Below are 16,273 nucleotides of genomic sequence, written 5' to 3'. Positions count from 1 at the left end.
GTAGTTATCGCTACTGGCTTTTTTGTTGTTCTATCGAATGACTATTTCCAAAGTATGAACCAGTGTCTCTGTTATTTTAATTTTAGGTGGTGACTAGTCCTTATCAATTCTGTCCTATATGGCACAATACAGCCGATTTATAGGCGCCACTACCCTTGTACTATGGCGCTAAATGATTGAATTAGAGACTATTGATGAAGAAAATAATTCTAGCTGCACTGATATGTTGTGCTTCCAATGCTAACGCTGAATGGGTCAAGCCTAGCGAGAGATATGCGAATGAATACAAGAAGCATGAAAGTGCAGTTTGTCCTATCGAAAAGAGTGATATTCGCCATTTTGTCTATTTTGCGAGAGACAGGGCCGGCATCCAAAATCACCCATTACTGAAATCTAATAGTTTTGCTGGCGCCCAGATCATGTATCCGTGGGCGGAGTTAGAGCCTGTAGAGGGCGAATATGACTTTTCTCAAATCGAAGCGGATCTTGAATACCTAGAAGCGCACGGAAAAAAGCTATTTATCCAGCTCCAGGATGCGACGTTTACAACCACCTTTAAAGGTGTCCCTGAATACCTTCTGACGGAAAAGTACGATGGTGGCGTTGTTAAACAGATCACGGATGATGGCGTGCATGAAGGCTGGGTGGCAAAAAGGTGGAACAAAGACGTCAATCAACGTTTTGCGAAGTTGATTGTTGCCTTGGGTAAGGCGTTCGACGGCCGTATTGAAGGCATAAACCTTCAAGAATCTGCCATTGGCGTGACAAGCGAGATATCTCCGAGCTTCAGTAATGAGGCTTATGTGGCAGCGATAAAGTCGAATATGGATGCCTTGAGTTCAGGTTTTAAACAGTCCGCTACAATTCAGTACGCGAACTTTATGCCTGGCGAATGGCTGCCGTGGGAAGATGAAGGTTATCTTAAATCGATTTACGAGTATGGTGAGAGCATTGGTGTTGGCCTCGGTGCACCAGATTTGATGCCAAAACGTAAAGGACAGCTAAACCATGCGCTTGCGATGATGCATGAGAGTGACTACTCGGTACCTCTGAGTATTGCAGTTCAAGATGGCAATTACATTGGTAAAACCAATAGCATGGATGTTGAGAGCGGTCGTGAAAACCTAGTGCCAAGCTTAGTCTCATTTGCTACGAAGTTTTTGAAAGTCGATTACATGTTCTGGGTAAACCAAGAGCCGTACTTCGAGCAAGATGTCTTATCTTGTTTTGATGGTGCGAGAAAATAGAGCAAACTTATTAAATAACAAAAGAGCTTAAAGCAATCGCTTTAAGCTCTTTTTCAATTGAAGAAGCAATCAACTAGATTATTGAAGATAAGCGTTTAGCATCCACATTAGCTTTTCTTGTTCACGAATGTAGTCACCCATAAGAGCTGCTGTACCTTCATCAGATGCGTCACCTGCTTTTTCAAGAATGTCGCGCTGTTTGACTAATAGCTCGCTGAAGCCATTTACTAGTCCAGTTACGCAGTCTTTACCCTGAGTGGCATTTTGGTGTTCTTTGATTGAACTTACTTCAAGGTAGCGGCTGAATGCGTGATCGGGTGTGTGACCTAGTGTAAGGATTCGTTCTGCGATCTCATCGATTTTGGTTTGAAGGTCAGTATAGATCTCTTCAAATTTCACGTGTAGCTCAAAGAAAGATTCGCCTTTGATGTTCCAGTGGTAACCACGCGCATTCATGTACAGAACTTGGTAGTGAGCAAGTAGTGAATTTAGTTCATGTGCAAGTTGTTGTGATTGTTGGTTATCTAGTCCAATAAAATTCTTAGTCATTTTGTTTACCTTGTTCTTGTTAGGTTATTTTGTTTTGTTGGATACAGTTTATGCTGTCCCTATGACTAAGAGAAATGGACTGTTTCTATGTTTTTGATAGGTAAAAACTATCGTTAATCTGAGTTATAAAATAGGTTGTTCGCAGTGGCTTTTAGTATACCGAGCTCAATCTATTCTCTAGAAATTCGAGAAAAACTCTGACTTTCTCTGGTATATGACGACGTTCTGGGTAAACCGCGTAGATGTTGTGATCAGGTAGGCTGAACTCTTGAAGCACTTCTATCAAACGCCCAGAATCTAGGTGGTTTCTTACTATAAAGGTAGGCATTTGGCATATTCCTAGCCCTTGCAACAGCATCTCGCAAATCGCATCGCTGTTATTGACCACGAAGTTCCCCTTAGGCTCAACTTTTAGTTTCTCGTTATCACGATAAAAGGTCCACTCAACACCCGCTTGGAATAGGCTGTAGTAGATACAATTATGGTCTTTTAAATCAGACGGTGTTTTCGGAGTCCCATATTCGGCCAGATATTCAGGAGAGGCGCACACTACGCTATGGCATTTAGCGAGCCTTTTTGCAATCAGAGATGAGTCTTTGAGCTCACCAATACGTATGCCGACATCGTAACCGCCTTCAATCATCTCTACGACTTTGTCATCCATGCTCAGTATCACTTTGATATCTGGGTACTGGTCGAGAAACTCTTTCAATAACGGGACTAAGTGCAATCTAGAAAACGTCATTGGAGCATTGATTTTCAATGTGCCTTTGGGTTTCCCCTGATGGAGTGTGGTTGCATTGATCCCTTGTTGAGCGATGAATAGGGCGTTGCGCGCATAGTCAGAGAACTGCTCTCCGGCCTCAGTCAGTGTGAGTTTACGAGTGCTACGGTGGAATAAACGCGTGCCGAGGTTATCTTCCAAACCGGAGATACGCTTGCTGACTGCGGACTTTGTCATATTCAAGCGTTCTGCTGCTGCAGAAAACGAGCCCGATTCCACGACAGCGACAAAAACAGGTATGGCTGAAAATACATCTCTCATTGTTGAATTTAACTCAACTTAGTTGTTATTAAGTGGGTATTATACTTGTTTAATTGCCTAATTATAATCATGCCATCTTTAAGAGGGTAGATTATGTTAGAGAAACTAAGTTTGAGCCTTATGGCCGTATTTAGCGGTGTGTTATTGGCTCTGATGATTAATGTGAATAGTGAGTTGGCCGTTGCAACGTCGGCTTCTCAAGCGTCCTGGATTGCTCATGGAGTTGGCGGTATCGTAGCGCTTCTCTTGTATTTGATATTTAAGAGTCGTGGCAGTTCGCAGGAAAAGGTAGAGGTAAAGAACCGATATTGGTTTGGTGGAATACCTGGGGCTTTTACCGTGGTCTTAGCTTCGATAACGGTACAGAGTGAAATTGGCCTGACAGGAACGTTAGCTCTGGCGCTGATTGGGCAATTTGCATTGTCACTTTTAATCGAGCAATTTGGACTGTTCAACCAACCGACGGTAAGGTTATCGCTTGCCAATCTCGTTCCTACATTGTTTGTAACAGCAGGAGCGTTATTGATTATTTACGCTAAGGTAGGCGGCCAATGATTTTTGTGTTGATTGGAATACTGAACGGCTTCTGTATCACATTGAGTCGAGTCTTTAATGGGCAGCTTTCCACTAAATACGGCGCCTTTCATGCGTCTTTAGTGAACCATGTTGTTGGCTTTCTGTTTTTATCCATACTGCTGCTCACTATGTCGGTTTCACTATTGGGCCCTTTGCAGGCTATGCCAAGCGAACCCTTATTATATCTCGGTGGTGTCATTGGAGCTTTATATGTCGCAGTTAACAGCTTCGTAATGGTGAGGTTAGGTTCGACAAACTCCATCGTATTGGTGGTGGCTGGCCAGATGTTGTTTGGCCTCGTCGTGGAAATGTACACCAAAGGTATAGCGACTTTAGAAATGCAAATGATTGGAGCTGTGTTGGTGATTTTTGGGGTGCTTTTGAAAGGACGTACTTCGTGATGGTGTATTTAACCCGCAGTTCTAACCTTCGAATTATTTGCCAGAACGGCGAGTTAACGAGAATGCTAAGGATAGACGCTCACTTCGACTAAGTTTTTATCGGGATCTGAAAAGTACACGGATTGGATTGCGCCAACGGCACCAGATTTTGCGACTGGACCTTCAATGATCTCGATGTTTTCTTTATCCAAGTGAGCAATCACTTGCTCCAGTGGCCAATTGGCAATTAAACAGAGATCACCAGAACCCACATTGGCGATGTTTCGTGGCTCTTGTCCTAACAATTGAAAGTTGATCTTCTGGTTCCCGAATTTGACTGCCTTGCGACCGTTAGCAAAAGTCACTTCTTCCATGCATAACACACGCGTGTAGAACTCGACAGCTCTCTCTATATCAGAAACAGTCAAAACAATATGATCGAAATGGCTAATCATCTTTACACTCTTTTGGGGACGTTTATTGTCGTTATTTTAATCAGACTAACCATAAGTAAACAAAGACTTATCTAATTTATGAGAAGTGGGCAGTGAGGAGAGTGAAGTGGCTAGAAAAAACGATAGGTTTGAGAAATTACAGTTTGAGAGAAAGGGCAGCGCGAAACTGCCCGATAAGCTTACTGACCAGTTAGAGTGTAACCAGAGTATTTGATACCAGATAGGTGAGCCATTTCGCGATTCCAAGTCGCGAGATCGTTGGGGTTAAATTGGTTGAGATGATTGTGGCCACAGGCTCTCGCCATTACCGTCATTAGCTCAGTTGAGGCTTCGAAGAAATTCTTCAATTGGTTCGACGCTTTTTCTACATTCAGACGCTGCCTTAAATCGGCTTTCTGGGTTGCAATGCCTGCTGGGCAGTTGTTGGTGTTACACATTCTGGCTGCCACACAGCCGATGGATTGCATCGCACTATTGGAAATTGCCACACCATCAGCCCCAAGAGCTATAGCTTTAACAAAGTCCATCGGTACCCGAAGGCCGCCGGTGATGATGAGTGTGACACGATCTGACGCGCCTACTTTATCTAGATAAGCTCGTGCTCTCGCCAAGGCCGGTATTGTAGGAACACTGATGTGGTCTCTAAACATCTCAGGAGCTGCACCTGTACCACCACCACGGCCATCGAGAATGATGTAGTCTGCTGTTGCATCAAGCGCGAACTGGATATCTTCTTCAATATGGTTGGCGCTTAACTTAAAACCGATCGGTATTCCGCCTGTCACCTCTCGTACGCGGTTGGCAAATTTCTTAAAGTCGTCAACAGTATTCAGGTCTTTAAATGTCGGTGGGGAAATCGCCGCAGTACCTGCTTCAATGCCTCGAACCTCAGCAATTTTGCCGATGTTTTTGGCTCCGGGTAGGTGGCCTCCCGTCCCTGTTTTCGCACCTTGTCCACCTTTGAAGTGAAAGGCTTGGACATTTTTTAATTTGGACTCTTCAAATCCAAACCCGGCACTGGCCAGTTCGTAGAAGTAACGGCTATTGGCTGCTTGCTCTTCAGGAAGCATCCCACCTTCTCCGGAACAAATACCTGTTCCTGCAAGCTCGGCACCTGTTGCTAAAGATACTTTCGCCTCTTCAGAGAGTGAGCCAAAACTCATGTCAGACACGAACAACGGTATTTTGAGTTTCAGCGGCTTCTTCGCCTTAGGACCGATGACTAGCTCCGTGGAAACAGGAACGTCTTCCATCAGCGGTTTAGTGGCCATTTGAGCGACCATAACCTGAATATCGTCCCAATGAGGAAGCAGGTGTCTTGGCACACCCATGGAAGTCATAGGGCCATGATGCCCCATTTTAGATAGTCCTTCCCGAGCCAGCTGGTGGATAAACTCCACGGTAGGTTCAACTTTGGTAGCGGTAGCTACTGGCATAGCATCGACAGTTTGAATTTGTACACCCGGGCCTTCGGCGCCTATATCAGAATCAGAAAATTGCTTATGGGATCCGTCACAAAAGGGAAGGTTTTGGGAGTGTTTGCATTGGCAGAGGTAGCTGTCACCACTCTCTTCAGCCGTAAAAGCTTTGGGTTTGAATTCAGTTCCCGCATGAGAACCATCACAGAAAGGTTGGCTTTTTGACCGTCCACAAGTACAAAAGTAGTACTCTTGGTTAGCCTTCAGTTCAACCTTGATAGGTTTGTTACTCGCGACTATTGGTTTGCTCATCATCACATCCATATATTATTAATTTTTTATGGTTTGCTATCAGGCTAAAGTAAAGTTGGACATCGCGAATATTGCAATTAAGCTCGGTGGAAGGGCTCCATAGATTGGATAACAGAATAGGGATATAGAGTGGAACAGAAACGCATAAATATAAGACCAGCCAAAGCCAGTGAACTGACTGAGGTACATACTTTAGTTACCTCTAATAATGAGTGGACGAAGTATAATGGGCCTTACTTTTCATACTCACACCCAACGCTTGAGCAGTTTGAAGCGTCGTTTTTTCAGCGGCTACTTGCGGGTACAGAATTACAACTTATTACCGCAGACGATATCCCGATTGGAACAGTGAACTGTTATTGGGAGTGTGAAGAAACACGTTGGTTAGAGGCTGGCGTGGTCATTTATGATGTCGATTATTGGGGGCAGGGCATTGCAGCACTCGCTGTCTCACTCTGGGTTTCTTATCTATTTGCCACTAAAGAGATTGAGCGAGTGGGTTTAACGACATGGTCGGGTAACCCACGAATGATGTCGCTTGCCTCTAAACTTGGCTTCCAACAAGAAGCGAGGCTGCGCAAAGTCCGCTATTTTGAGGGCGAATACTATGACTCAGTGAAATATGGCGTGCTTAGGTCGGAGTGGGAAGGCTGAAATTATCACTTATCCAATGATAGCCAGTGATGGACACTTTTCGAGTTCAACACCACTGGCCACTTGTAATTGTTACTGTTTATAGCTCACTTCGATTCTCTGCAGGTTCGCATCAATAGTCTGATCGCCCTTCAAACGTTGCCAAAGTGGTTCGAGTAAATCTAGGCCTCGTTCACTTGGGTAACGTTGAGTCGCTTCAAGCAGTTTCCATTCACCATTGCTATCTTTCTCTGCAAACACAAACTCGAATGATAGGTTATTCGCCATACCTAAACGTAGGTCGGATACAATTAAGGCGTCGTCTTCCTCTCTATAGTTTAAGTAACCATGAGAAAATGCATTGAGCCCCTTTAACGTGTTTGGTTTCTCTTCCAATGGCCAATGCCCAAGTGGACGAGAGATGAAATCAATGTGCTTGTCTTTATCTAAGACCGACGCCAACCCTTCCCAATATTGTCCATCGTCCATTACAACCACGCGCCATAAGAAGGTGTTGAAAGCTGTCGGTGTGATCAGCACTTGCTGCCTAGGTAGTTTTTGAGCGAGTAAGTTCTGTTCAACGCGTTCGGAAATCACTTGCTGCGACACATAACCCCAGCCCAAATAGAGACTAGATAGCAATACAACACTTTGACACCATCGCCCTCCTTTGTGATTAGATATCAAAGCCACGCCGATCGCTAGCAACAAGGGCAAGGTGTACAAAGGGTCGATAATGAATACGTTGCGGAACTCGAAGTACCCTTCAAACGGCCAAATGAGCTGAGTGCCATAAGTAGTCATAGCGTCTAATAGAGTATGTGTCACCAATACACTCACCGTTAGGAAGAACACTCTCGATAGAGTCCAAAACGAGTCAGCGTAGCGACGGCAATACAGCCATGAAATCAGCAATGCGAAAGGTGGCAGTACCAGCAACGAGTGGCTAAAGCCTCGATGCTTAATGGTGTTTTGAACGGCATCACCGTAATCAAGAATGACATCTAAATCTGGTAGTGTGCCCAAGGCTGCTCCTGCAAGCAGAACCTTTGCGTTGCAGCGTTTTCCAGCAATAGCACCAGCAACCGTTGCGCCCAGCGCAGCTTGAGTAACAGAATCCATATCGCCCGTATTAATGTTATTGAAAGGTTATGTTGATTCAGAAAGTAACAAATAATCGTCACAAAGCCTAATGAACCGTTAGGTTTACGTTTACACAAGATGTTGTATCTAGTCGATTTGGTAAATAAAAAACGGCCAGGTATTTAGCCTGGCCGTTTTCAATGTGCGCTGTTTTTGCAAAAGCTAAGAAAGTTTAAAGGTAGCTACTTTGTCTGTTAGTTCTTGCGCTTGCTGCTTCAACTTCGTCGATTCTTGTGAGCTATCTTGAGTACTGATTACAAGCTCGTCGGCAACGTCTTTTATAGAGGTAATGTTCTGTGTGATCTCACCTGTGACGTGTGTTTGTTCTTCCGCTGCTGTTGCAATCTGTGTTGCCATGTCACTGATTAACGAAACTGCATCATGGATTTCACTCAGGGCATTGGTTGCTTGATCCGCATCTGATACGGACTTGTTTGCTAAACCTGAACTGCTATCCATTAAACTAACAGCTCGGGTCGTGGTTTGCTGGAGTGTATCAATCGTTGTTTTAATTTCTTCTGTGGATGCATGAGTTCGTTGTGACAGGACGCGAACTTCATCAGCTACAACAGCGAAACCTCGACCTTGCTCACCCGCGCGTGCTGCCTCAATTGCAGCGTTAAGTGCCAATAAGTTGGTTTGTTCAGCAATGCCTTGAATGGTAGAAAGTACAGTTGAAATCTCTTGAGCGTGACGATCCAAATCACTGATAACAGAACTTGCTTCATTCAGTTCAATCGCAAGGTTATTGATTGATCCTTTTGTTCTTTGTACTAAAGATTGACCATTATTGGTGCTCTGGGTTGAGCCTTGCGCTGCATTGGCCGTTTGCTCTGCGTTGGAGGCGATTTCGCGGGTCGCGCTTGCAAGCTCAGTTACCGCCGTTGCAACCATGGTGATCTCTTGTTGCTGGTGGTGAATCTCGGACACGGCATGGTTAGAGCGCTGTGTATTGTTATCTGACTGTTCATTGATGAGATGCGCTTGCTCTCGGATATGTCCAATTAATTTTTGTAGACTGTTCACAAAAGTATTGAAGTTATGGGCGAGACGACCCACTTCATCTTCGCTTTCTACTTCAATTCGCTGAGTAAGATCGCCGCTACCATTGGCAATTTGCTCAAGTGCTTGCGAAACGTTGTTTAAAGGCCTGAATAGGATGCTACAAAGCAGGTTGAATAGCAGTGTACAAATAACTACCACGATGGCTGTTGCTAATACTTGCCCCCACACAGCCTCGAATAAAGGTGCGACCAAAGAACCGTAGTTTATGACAGCAACGGTTGTTAGTGACGTTCCATCGATCTGCTGAGCGTATAATACGTACTCTTCACCAGAGATTGAAATTGATTGGTCTTGGCCACTGCGTGATGCGTTTTGAATGGTATCGAAGTCTAAGCCCAGTTGTGTCACCGGCTGATTAAGAAGCTTAGTGTCTTTATGAGTAAAGATATTACCTTTCTCATTAGCGATGAACATATAGCCGTCGCCAGGAAGGATCACTTTATCCATGCTATTCAGAATGTCAGTGATTTCTACATCAGCACCTAATACGACCTGTTGGCCATGAAGATTGAGCGCTTTACCTAAAGAGACAACATTGGCACCGGTAGCGGCGGCAACGGTTGGGTTGTCCATAAATACTTTGCTAGGATTTGCGACGGCGTTGATATACCAACCCCATTGACGCGGATCATCGTTTCCTGGCGGCAGCACAACGCCATTTGCGTTATCTTGACTTCCATCTGGATAAGCCAAGAATACGTTATCGAAATCTGCAGAGTGGCTAACTTGCTTCAGGTGCGTCACGATAGCGGCTTTATCGACTTCTTGAGACAACGAAGTCAAGGCTCGCTCCTTCGATAGCAACCAATCAGTTACGTATTGATTATAAGATGCCGTTGTACTCTCAAGGCGCTGCTCAACTTCTACATCCATGCGATTTAGTGAAGCATTGAATGACAAAGCTTCTACGAGTAGCCCCCCGACTATGATGGCCGTACTCGCTGAAATCGCGAGTTTGTTTTTCAATGAGAGTTTCTTAAGCATTGTAAACCTTCTTAAGTGTTAGATTCAGTTCCAGACGGAACAAGCGAAAATTATGTAACCATTTATTTCTAAGCGTGAATTAAATAATCTTCGAAGTCTAGCTTTTCTAGGTTACCGAGCTCAAATATTCATAAATTTGTCTGCTGCTAGTAATGAATTCACAATGTCTATGTTACTAGCCATCACGATGTTTAATGGCTCTCGTTTTATTGATTCTTCACTCGGCTTCTACATCAATTAGAACGCTGGGATACAAAGAGGTAATGTCAGGAAACTTGTCAGGTCTAATACTCACTATCAATTTGAAGGTATTAATGGAGTCGATTTCATAGTGAAGTAAGGTCCAAAAGTTAGATTGTTACCAGTGTTGATTTCGATGCAAAATCTAAATATGGAACACGTAAACATCCCCACTTGACACACCATCACAAAATTATCCCCTACCACTGTCATTTTGAGTCTCATATTCAAATTCGAATTAATCCTGATGGGATAATTGACTTAAAGTGCTGAAATTAAAAGCTAATACTTGATGGTATAAAGTTTGCGTCAATATAAGATTTCTTAGCTGAGATAACATTATGACCGGAGTAGTACGTAAACTGACCCCTGAACAAACAGTATCATTTGATATCGAGTATATAGACGATGCGATGTTTGCAACCTTGGTAAAACATCTCAATATGCTTTACCCCACCCATTACCCGTTCCACTTGCTCGATGTTGGCGGAGGCAATGGTATGTACGCTGATAAGATTCTGTCGCACTATCCAAATGCCAGCGTCACTTTAGTTGAGCCAGAACAGTCCCTCATCGAGAAGAACCAACCTCATCCCAGAAAGCAGTTAGTGTGTTCAACCTTTCAAGACACTATTTTCACAGGAAAATTCGATGTTATTCAGTTTAATTGGGTTCTCCACCATTTTGTTAGTGACAGCTACGAAACATCGATAATGCTGCAAAAGAGAGCTTTAGAGCACTCATTTCAAAACCTTTCTGAAAATGGCATTGTGGTCGTGTTTGAGAACTTTTATGAAGGGCAATTTGTTCACAACTTACCGAGTGCTTTAATCTATCAATCGACTTCATCAAAATCTCTGGCTCAGATAACCAGGAAGATGGGGGCAAATACGGCTGGTGTAGGGGTTTGCTTTAATAGCAGGAGCCAATGGCATGACATGATGCTTGACGCAGGATTTGTCGCAGTTCTTCACGTACCATTCTATGAATTCGGGAATTTAAGCACGCTCAAGAAGCAGTTGCTACACATTAAAAAACAGAATGTTGGCCTGCTCATTGGTAAGAAATACTGATCATCCTCAATTGGACAAATAGCAGTTGCAAATTATGCAGTTTATTTAGTAATAATGTGCATGGTTAGTACATCAACTAATTCGATTTCAGAATAAAGGGTTATGATGCGCTTGCAATCGGTAATTTGAACTTAACCTAAAGTTAAGGGCTTCTAGGGTATGCTTGTAGCAACAAACACGTCGTTGAATGATAAGGATTTTATGCGTAACGAAGATACTGGTCTCGATGAACAGGGATTTATCCGCAATGATTATTCGGTTGATAAGATTCAACCTGAGTTTAAACCTGTCATCGATAGTGTAGTGCAAGAATTGACTCAACAACTCCCAGGTCAAATTGATGGAATTTATTTGTACGGAAGCGTCCCAAGAGGCACGGCTGTCGTAGGTCGCTCAGATCTTGATGTATCTATTATTCTAAACACGCCAATCACCGAATCAGAAAAGCGGGTATTCCAAGAGATAAGTTATGCAATTCCCGATATTCACCCAGAAATCAGTAAGATCGATATCGATCCGGGTTATCTCAATACCATTCAAAAACCAGAAGAGCTTTACCATTGGCAGTTTTGGCTCAAACACTGTTGTTGCTGTGTATGGGGTAATGACAGAGCGGTTTCATTCGTTAAGCATCAGCCTAAGTTAGAGATAGCTCTTGCGCTCAATGGAGATCTACACGCGTTCTTGGACCAAATGGCAGATAACCTGTCCAAAATGGACGACAAAGCGGTTGCGAAGATCATCGGCAAGAAGTTAGTTAGGGCAGCATACTATTTTATCGCAGCAAAAGACGGGAGTTGGTATATCGATTTAGCTCAATGCGCCCAGGCTGCGAAAGAGCATTACCCTGGTCAACAACACGATATTGAGCTTGCGTACTTATTTGCACGTGGAAAGCTAACGTCAAAAGCAGATGCCATAGAACTCTACCAGCGATTAAGTGGCAAGATTAATGAAGTGGCGTCTGAAGCGTTCAAACTGAATAGTGTCTGACCATCACTGTTACTGCTCTCCTCGACAACATCGCCTGAATCATAACTCTTGGCAATTTCATTGTGCGCTAAATCAAAACGTGAAGTGCCCAATCTGGAGCTCATTGATGGTTTTCTATACTCTTCAGCGATATTGATTTAGGAGAGACCATTATGAAAAGGATTTCTGCTTTACTGTTAGCGCTATTGGCAGCTTGTTCCATCAATGTCCAAGCGAACGATCAGCAACTCAAGCAAGCATACCAAAACCACCAAAGCGACATGCAGATCCAAGGTTCAGGGACCGTATCAAGAGTGCTCCCTGACGACAATAAAGGCTCTAGACATCAGAAGTTCATACTACGTTTGGACAGTCGACAGACATTGCTGGTCGCGCACAACATCGATCTAGCACCTCGTATTCCAAATTTAAAAGTAGGTGATGTCGTCCAATTTTATGGTGAGTATGAATGGAACGATAAGGGAGGCGTGATTCACTGGACACATCGAGATCCAGGAAATCGACATGCCCACGGCTGGCTCAAACACCAAGGCAAGATTTACGAGTAAATTCGCTAAATTGATGCAGAAAAAGATAGCTTAAATGGATTGTTCTTAAATGATATGGGAGGAGAAAACTTGAAAAGTAGTATTACTATCAGCTTACCGCAGATGCCTGTTACCAAAGGCGACGTATCGACGAACTTGAAGCACCACATCAGTGCTATTGAGCGATCTTCTCAGCAGAACGCAGATGTTGTGGTATTCCCTGAACTCTCTCTTACTGGCTATGAGCTTGAACTGGCTTCTGATTTGGCGTTTGACCCACAACCTTCTGCTTTCACAGAGCTGTCGCAAGCTGCGGTAACACACGAGGTTGTTGTGATTGCTGGCTGCCCTCTGAACACTTCAGGATCTTCCAAACCAACCATTGGCTCGGTGATTTGTTTCCCCGATGGTAAGGTTGAGTTTTACTCCAAGCAATATCTGCATTCTGGTGAAGAGGTATATTGTTCACGAGGAGATCGAGATTATCATTTTCAATTAAAAGGTAATCAGATTGCGCTGGCTATCTGTGCGGATTTTATCGAGCCGCTGCACTCTACAAGAGCCAAAACAATGGGTGCTGACGTATATTTGGTGAGTGCACTCATCTCTGAAATGGGTTTTGACCCCGACTCTAAACTGCTGTCTGATATCGCTTCTACACATAAACTACCTGTGCTGCTAAGTAACCATATATCGGTGACTGGAGGCTGGGATACATGTGGCAAAAACTCAATATGGGGAGATAACGGTAATCGGGTAACCTTGTCGAACGGCAAAGAGGAGTGCTTGGTTTTGTGCTCGATTGGCGGCGGACAGATCGAAGCTCGTATAGCGCAATAAATATTTGAGATAAATAACAATAGCTAGTAGTGTCGATAACCACTTACTGACGCGTTAAGCCACGATGTAAGGTCGCATCAATGCGCGTGCGGGTCTTTACTTACAAGGAGTGTAGGGTGACACCGTTTGTTTTGTCTCAAATACTGGTCGCAATCGCGATCTGTTTCGATCTAATGTCCTTTCAATTCAAAGAGAGGAAAAAGATCGTTACGTGTCTCTTTTTTGCTGGGACCCTTATCTCAAGTCATTTCATTTTGCTTGAGCAGTGGACCGCAGCCAGCCTTATGCTCATTGCTACTGTTCGCTATTTAGCGAGTGTGTTCTCCACCTCGGCAAAATTGAAGTACCTATTTTGTGGAGCTTCAATCATTTCTACTTCGGTTACTTATACTGGCCTAGTCAGTGTTGTAAGTTGTGTTGCTTCTCTGTTTCAAACGGTTGCCGCATTCAATAAAGATGACCGCCGTTTAAGGGAGCTGATGATCATCGGTACCGCGCTTTGGCTTATTCATAACTACATGGTTGGATCGCCAACGGCTGTCGTCATGGAAGTCCTTTTTATCTCAAGTAATTTAATTGGATATTATCGTTATTACATTAAGGGTGTGGCATTGGCGTAATTGTCAGCAAGGTTCTGGTAGGCATCCATTTTTGGATAGAGGGCTTGTTCTCTAAAAGATAGGAGTCAGATGTTGAAAGAAGTTACTCAAATCCTCGATTTCATGGTCGAAATTGAAAAACTAAAAGGCGTATTGAGAAAGTCGAGACCGGTTGGCTTGAAGCGGCACGAAAACTCTGGCGAACACAGTTGGCATGTGTGTATTAGTGCTCTGATGTTAAAAGAATACGCTGACGAGAGAATTAATATCGATCGCGTGATCAAAATGCTGTTGATTCATGACCTGGGCGAGATCGATGCCGGCGACAAAATCGTTTATGAATCAGAAACCGCAGAGCAAAAGAATAAAGAGTGGAATGGCGTCAAACGAGTGCTGGATATGCTGCCAAACCGACAAGGTGAAGAATATTTGGCACTGTGGGAAGAATTTGAACTTGGTGAAAGTGCCGATGCAAAATATGCAAAAGCCATCGACCGTATCCCTCCGCTTCTCCACAACATCAATGATGATGGCTACGGTTGGAAGAAGCACAATATTCCCAAAGAGAAGGTTCTCAACTTCAACCAGCAAAGAATATCAGCTGGTGGAGAGAAGATATGGGAAGGTGTCGAAGCTAAACTACAACAAGCTATCGTCGATGGGATTCTAACCTAATCATCCCAGTTAGTTCTTCGGTTAAGCACAACCATTCTCCTATGAATGTCATTGTGAGCTTTCGTAAGGGGTTGAGTCATGTAGAATCGGTGTTTTAAGTTTAGAGGCCGCCATGACGAAACCAGTGCAACAGCAAATCGGAAACATCGCCCTTGTTGTCGAAAACTATGACGACGCCATTGAGTTCTATACACAGAAACTTCAATTTACGTTAGTTGAAGATACCGATTTAGGTGGGGGTAAACGCTGGGTACAGGTCACTCCGCCCAATTCTAACGGCACCAACCTTTTGCTTGCTCAGGCGAGTACCGAATCTCAAACACAAGCCATCGGTAACCAAACGGGTGGTCGCGTGTTTTTGTTTCTTCAAACCAACGACTTTTGGCGTGATTATGAATCCATGAAAGCCATGGGTGTGATGTTTAACGAAGAGCCTAGAGTTGAAGAGTATGGAACTGTGGTTGTGTTTCAGGATCTGTACGGAAATAAGTGGGATTTGCTGCAGCTAAATCGAAGCGGAAACTAGCGGGCACAACCGTCGACAGCAATCGGGAGGTAGAGATGGAACTGAGAGAATTTAGACGGGAAGACTACGATACCCTGATTCATTGGATAGATTCAGAGCGGCTCAACTATCAGTGGGGCGGTCCGAATTTTGATTTTCCATTAGACCATAATCAACTCGAACACCATTGCGTGAAGCCCGAGGTGCTGCCATTTATCTTCATTTCAAATGGAGAGGAAGCGGGTTATGTGGAGTTGTTCAGAGTGTCAGAGTCTCAATATCGTATTTGCCGTGTGTTTGTTTCTAATGATTTTCGAGGGCAGGGGTTGGCTAAGATCATGCTTAAACAGCTCATCGACAAAGCTCGAGTCGAATATAAAACACAGGTTTTAACGCTGGCTGTGTTCGAGCGAAATGTCGTTGCCAAACGGTGTTACGAATCTCTTGGTTTCGTGGTGACATCTCGTGAGTCTGGAACACGCAGTTTTGATGGCGAGTTGTGGGATTTGTTGCTAATGGAAAAACACTACAATTAATAACTTTAGGGACATCAAATGAAAGCTGTATTACTCGTCGCTTTGGCGATGTTACCGATGACTGCGCTCGCTCAACAAGATGAAATCGATTGTGAGAACGCAATGAACACCTTAGAGATCAATCAATGTGCAGCGATAGAGTTGCAAACCGCTGAAGAGCAATTAGAAACTTATCTTCAAGCAAGCTTTGAACATAACGCTGAAGATCCAACTTTGGTGGAAGCGATTAAGCGTGCACAGAAAGATTGGTCGACGTATATGACTGCTCATTGTGACGCTATCTACACGCAATGGCGAGATGGCTCTATTCGTGGAGTTATGGCGCTTTCTTGCAAAACTGAGCTAACCAAAGAAAGAACCCATCAAATCTGGGCCAATTTCTTAACTTATATGGATAGCACACCGCCCGTTTTACCTGAGCCAATGGTTAGCAACGATTAGCGCACTCTTGGTCTTTGCACTGTGAAATTTTTGCCGC

Annotated in this window: 19 protein-coding genes; 13 read left to right on the top strand and 6 right to left on the bottom strand. The window is 43.9% G+C overall.

What is annotated here, in order from left to right:
* Positions 1-194 precede the first annotated feature (194 nt).
* Positions 195-1,247, top strand: a complete 1,053-nt coding sequence (locus VFDL14_RS13930; protein WP_032550701.1) for a hypothetical protein — start codon at positions 195-197, stop codon at positions 1,245-1,247.
* A 78-nt stretch (positions 1,248-1,325) separates the two neighbouring features.
* Here the strand turns inward: VFDL14_RS13930 and VFDL14_RS13935 are convergent, their stop codons facing one another.
* Both VFDL14_RS13935 and VFDL14_RS13940 read right to left on the bottom strand, forming a co-directional pair.
* Positions 1,326-1,796 carry a Dps family protein gene (locus VFDL14_RS13935; protein WP_032550700.1) on the bottom strand — a complete coding sequence of 157 codons (471 nt, stop codon included), beginning with the start codon at positions 1,794-1,796 and terminating at the stop codon, positions 1,326-1,328.
* A gap of 151 nt (positions 1,797-1,947) precedes the next feature.
* Positions 1,948-2,841 (bottom strand): LysR family transcriptional regulator, encoded by an 894-nt coding sequence (locus tag VFDL14_RS13940; RefSeq protein ID WP_032550699.1) that lies wholly within the window; start codon positions 2,839-2,841, stop codon positions 1,948-1,950.
* A 93-nt stretch (positions 2,842-2,934) separates the two neighbouring features.
* Between VFDL14_RS13940 and VFDL14_RS13945 the strand changes: the two genes are divergently transcribed.
* Together VFDL14_RS13945 and VFDL14_RS13950 are read left to right on the top strand one after the other, a co-directional pair.
* Entirely contained in the window at positions 2,935-3,396 is a 462-nt protein-coding gene (locus VFDL14_RS13945; protein ID WP_032550698.1) for a DMT family transporter, read from the top strand.
* Complete coding sequence (locus VFDL14_RS13950) at positions 3,393-3,818, top strand: DMT family transporter (protein ID WP_032550697.1); 426 nt, start codon at positions 3,393-3,395, stop codon at positions 3,816-3,818. The genes VFDL14_RS13945 and VFDL14_RS13950 overlap by 4 nt, the downstream gene beginning before the upstream one ends.
* Before the next feature lie 65 nt (positions 3,819-3,883).
* Here VFDL14_RS13950 and VFDL14_RS13955 read toward each other — a convergent pair whose 3' ends face one another.
* A complete protein-coding gene (locus tag VFDL14_RS13955; protein ID WP_032550696.1) occupies positions 3,884-4,252 on the bottom strand; it encodes a VOC family protein in 369 nt (122 codons plus the stop codon).
* A 179-nt stretch (positions 4,253-4,431) separates the two neighbouring features.
* Positions 4,432-5,982 carry a glutamate synthase-related protein gene (locus VFDL14_RS13960; protein ID WP_032550695.1) on the bottom strand — a complete coding sequence of 517 codons (1,551 nt, stop codon included), beginning with the start codon at positions 5,980-5,982 and terminating at the stop codon, positions 4,432-4,434.
* Positions 5,983-6,111: 129 nt separating this feature from the next.
* On the opposite strand from VFDL14_RS13960, the gene VFDL14_RS13965 reads away from it, so the two are divergent.
* Complete coding sequence (locus VFDL14_RS13965; protein ID WP_032550694.1) at positions 6,112-6,636, top strand: GNAT family N-acetyltransferase; 525 nt, start codon at positions 6,112-6,114, stop codon at positions 6,634-6,636.
* Between the two features lie 72 nt (positions 6,637-6,708).
* On the opposite strand, the gene VFDL14_RS13970 is transcribed toward VFDL14_RS13965, so the two are convergent.
* Together VFDL14_RS13970 and VFDL14_RS13975 are read right to left on the bottom strand one after the other, a co-directional pair.
* The gene (locus VFDL14_RS13970) at positions 6,709-7,737 is read right to left on the bottom strand and encodes a metal-dependent hydrolase (protein WP_032550693.1); all 1,029 of its coding nucleotides are present in this window, start codon (positions 7,735-7,737) and stop codon (positions 6,709-6,711) included.
* Positions 7,738-7,920: 183 nt separating this feature from the next.
* A complete protein-coding gene (locus VFDL14_RS13975; protein ID WP_032550692.1) occupies positions 7,921-9,807 on the bottom strand; it encodes a methyl-accepting chemotaxis protein in 1,887 nt (628 codons plus the stop codon).
* Between the two features lie 581 nt (positions 9,808-10,388).
* Between VFDL14_RS13975 and VFDL14_RS13980 the strand changes: the two genes are divergently transcribed.
* The 9 genes from VFDL14_RS13980 (at position 10,389) to VFDL14_RS14020 (ending at position 16,236) form a co-directional block, all read left to right on the top strand.
* Positions 10,389-11,120 (top strand): class I SAM-dependent methyltransferase, encoded by a 732-nt coding sequence (locus tag VFDL14_RS13980; protein WP_032550690.1) that lies wholly within the window; start codon positions 10,389-10,391, stop codon positions 11,118-11,120.
* Positions 11,121-11,321: 201 nt separating this feature from the next.
* Positions 11,322-12,113, top strand: a complete 792-nt coding sequence (locus VFDL14_RS13985; protein WP_032550689.1) for a nucleotidyltransferase domain-containing protein — start codon at positions 11,322-11,324, stop codon at positions 12,111-12,113.
* Between the two features lie 152 nt (positions 12,114-12,265).
* The gene (locus VFDL14_RS13990) at positions 12,266-12,661 is read left to right on the top strand and encodes a DUF3465 domain-containing protein (protein ID WP_032550688.1); all 396 of its coding nucleotides are present in this window, start codon (positions 12,266-12,268) and stop codon (positions 12,659-12,661) included.
* A gap of 69 nt (positions 12,662-12,730) precedes the next feature.
* On the top strand, positions 12,731-13,480 hold the full coding sequence (locus VFDL14_RS13995) for a carbon-nitrogen hydrolase family protein (RefSeq protein WP_032550862.1): 750 nt from the start codon (positions 12,731-12,733) through the stop codon (positions 13,478-13,480).
* Between the two features lie 116 nt (positions 13,481-13,596).
* Positions 13,597-14,100: a YgjV family protein gene (locus tag VFDL14_RS14000; RefSeq protein WP_032550687.1), complete on the top strand. Its 504-nt coding sequence runs from the start codon at positions 13,597-13,599 to the stop codon at positions 14,098-14,100.
* Between the two features lie 72 nt (positions 14,101-14,172).
* The gene (locus VFDL14_RS14005) at positions 14,173-14,754 is read left to right on the top strand and encodes an HD domain-containing protein (RefSeq protein ID WP_032550861.1); all 582 of its coding nucleotides are present in this window, start codon (positions 14,173-14,175) and stop codon (positions 14,752-14,754) included.
* 112 nt (positions 14,755-14,866) lie between these two features.
* Positions 14,867-15,280 (top strand): VOC family protein, encoded by a 414-nt coding sequence (locus VFDL14_RS14010; protein WP_032550686.1) that lies wholly within the window; start codon positions 14,867-14,869, stop codon positions 15,278-15,280.
* A gap of 35 nt (positions 15,281-15,315) precedes the next feature.
* Positions 15,316-15,795 (top strand): GNAT family N-acetyltransferase, encoded by a 480-nt coding sequence (locus VFDL14_RS14015; RefSeq protein WP_032550684.1) that lies wholly within the window; start codon positions 15,316-15,318, stop codon positions 15,793-15,795.
* A gap of 18 nt (positions 15,796-15,813) precedes the next feature.
* On the top strand, positions 15,814-16,236 hold the full coding sequence (locus VFDL14_RS14020; RefSeq protein WP_032550683.1) for a lysozyme inhibitor LprI family protein: 423 nt from the start codon (positions 15,814-15,816) through the stop codon (positions 16,234-16,236).
* Positions 16,237-16,273: the final 37 nt, after the last annotated feature.

This window comes from Vibrio fortis (genome assembly GCF_000695685.1).
GTDB lineage: Bacteria > Pseudomonadota > Gammaproteobacteria > Enterobacterales > Vibrionaceae > Vibrio > Vibrio fortis_A.
The sequence above is the reverse complement of the archived record's forward strand: the minus strand, read 5'-3'. Positions and strand labels throughout refer to the sequence as shown.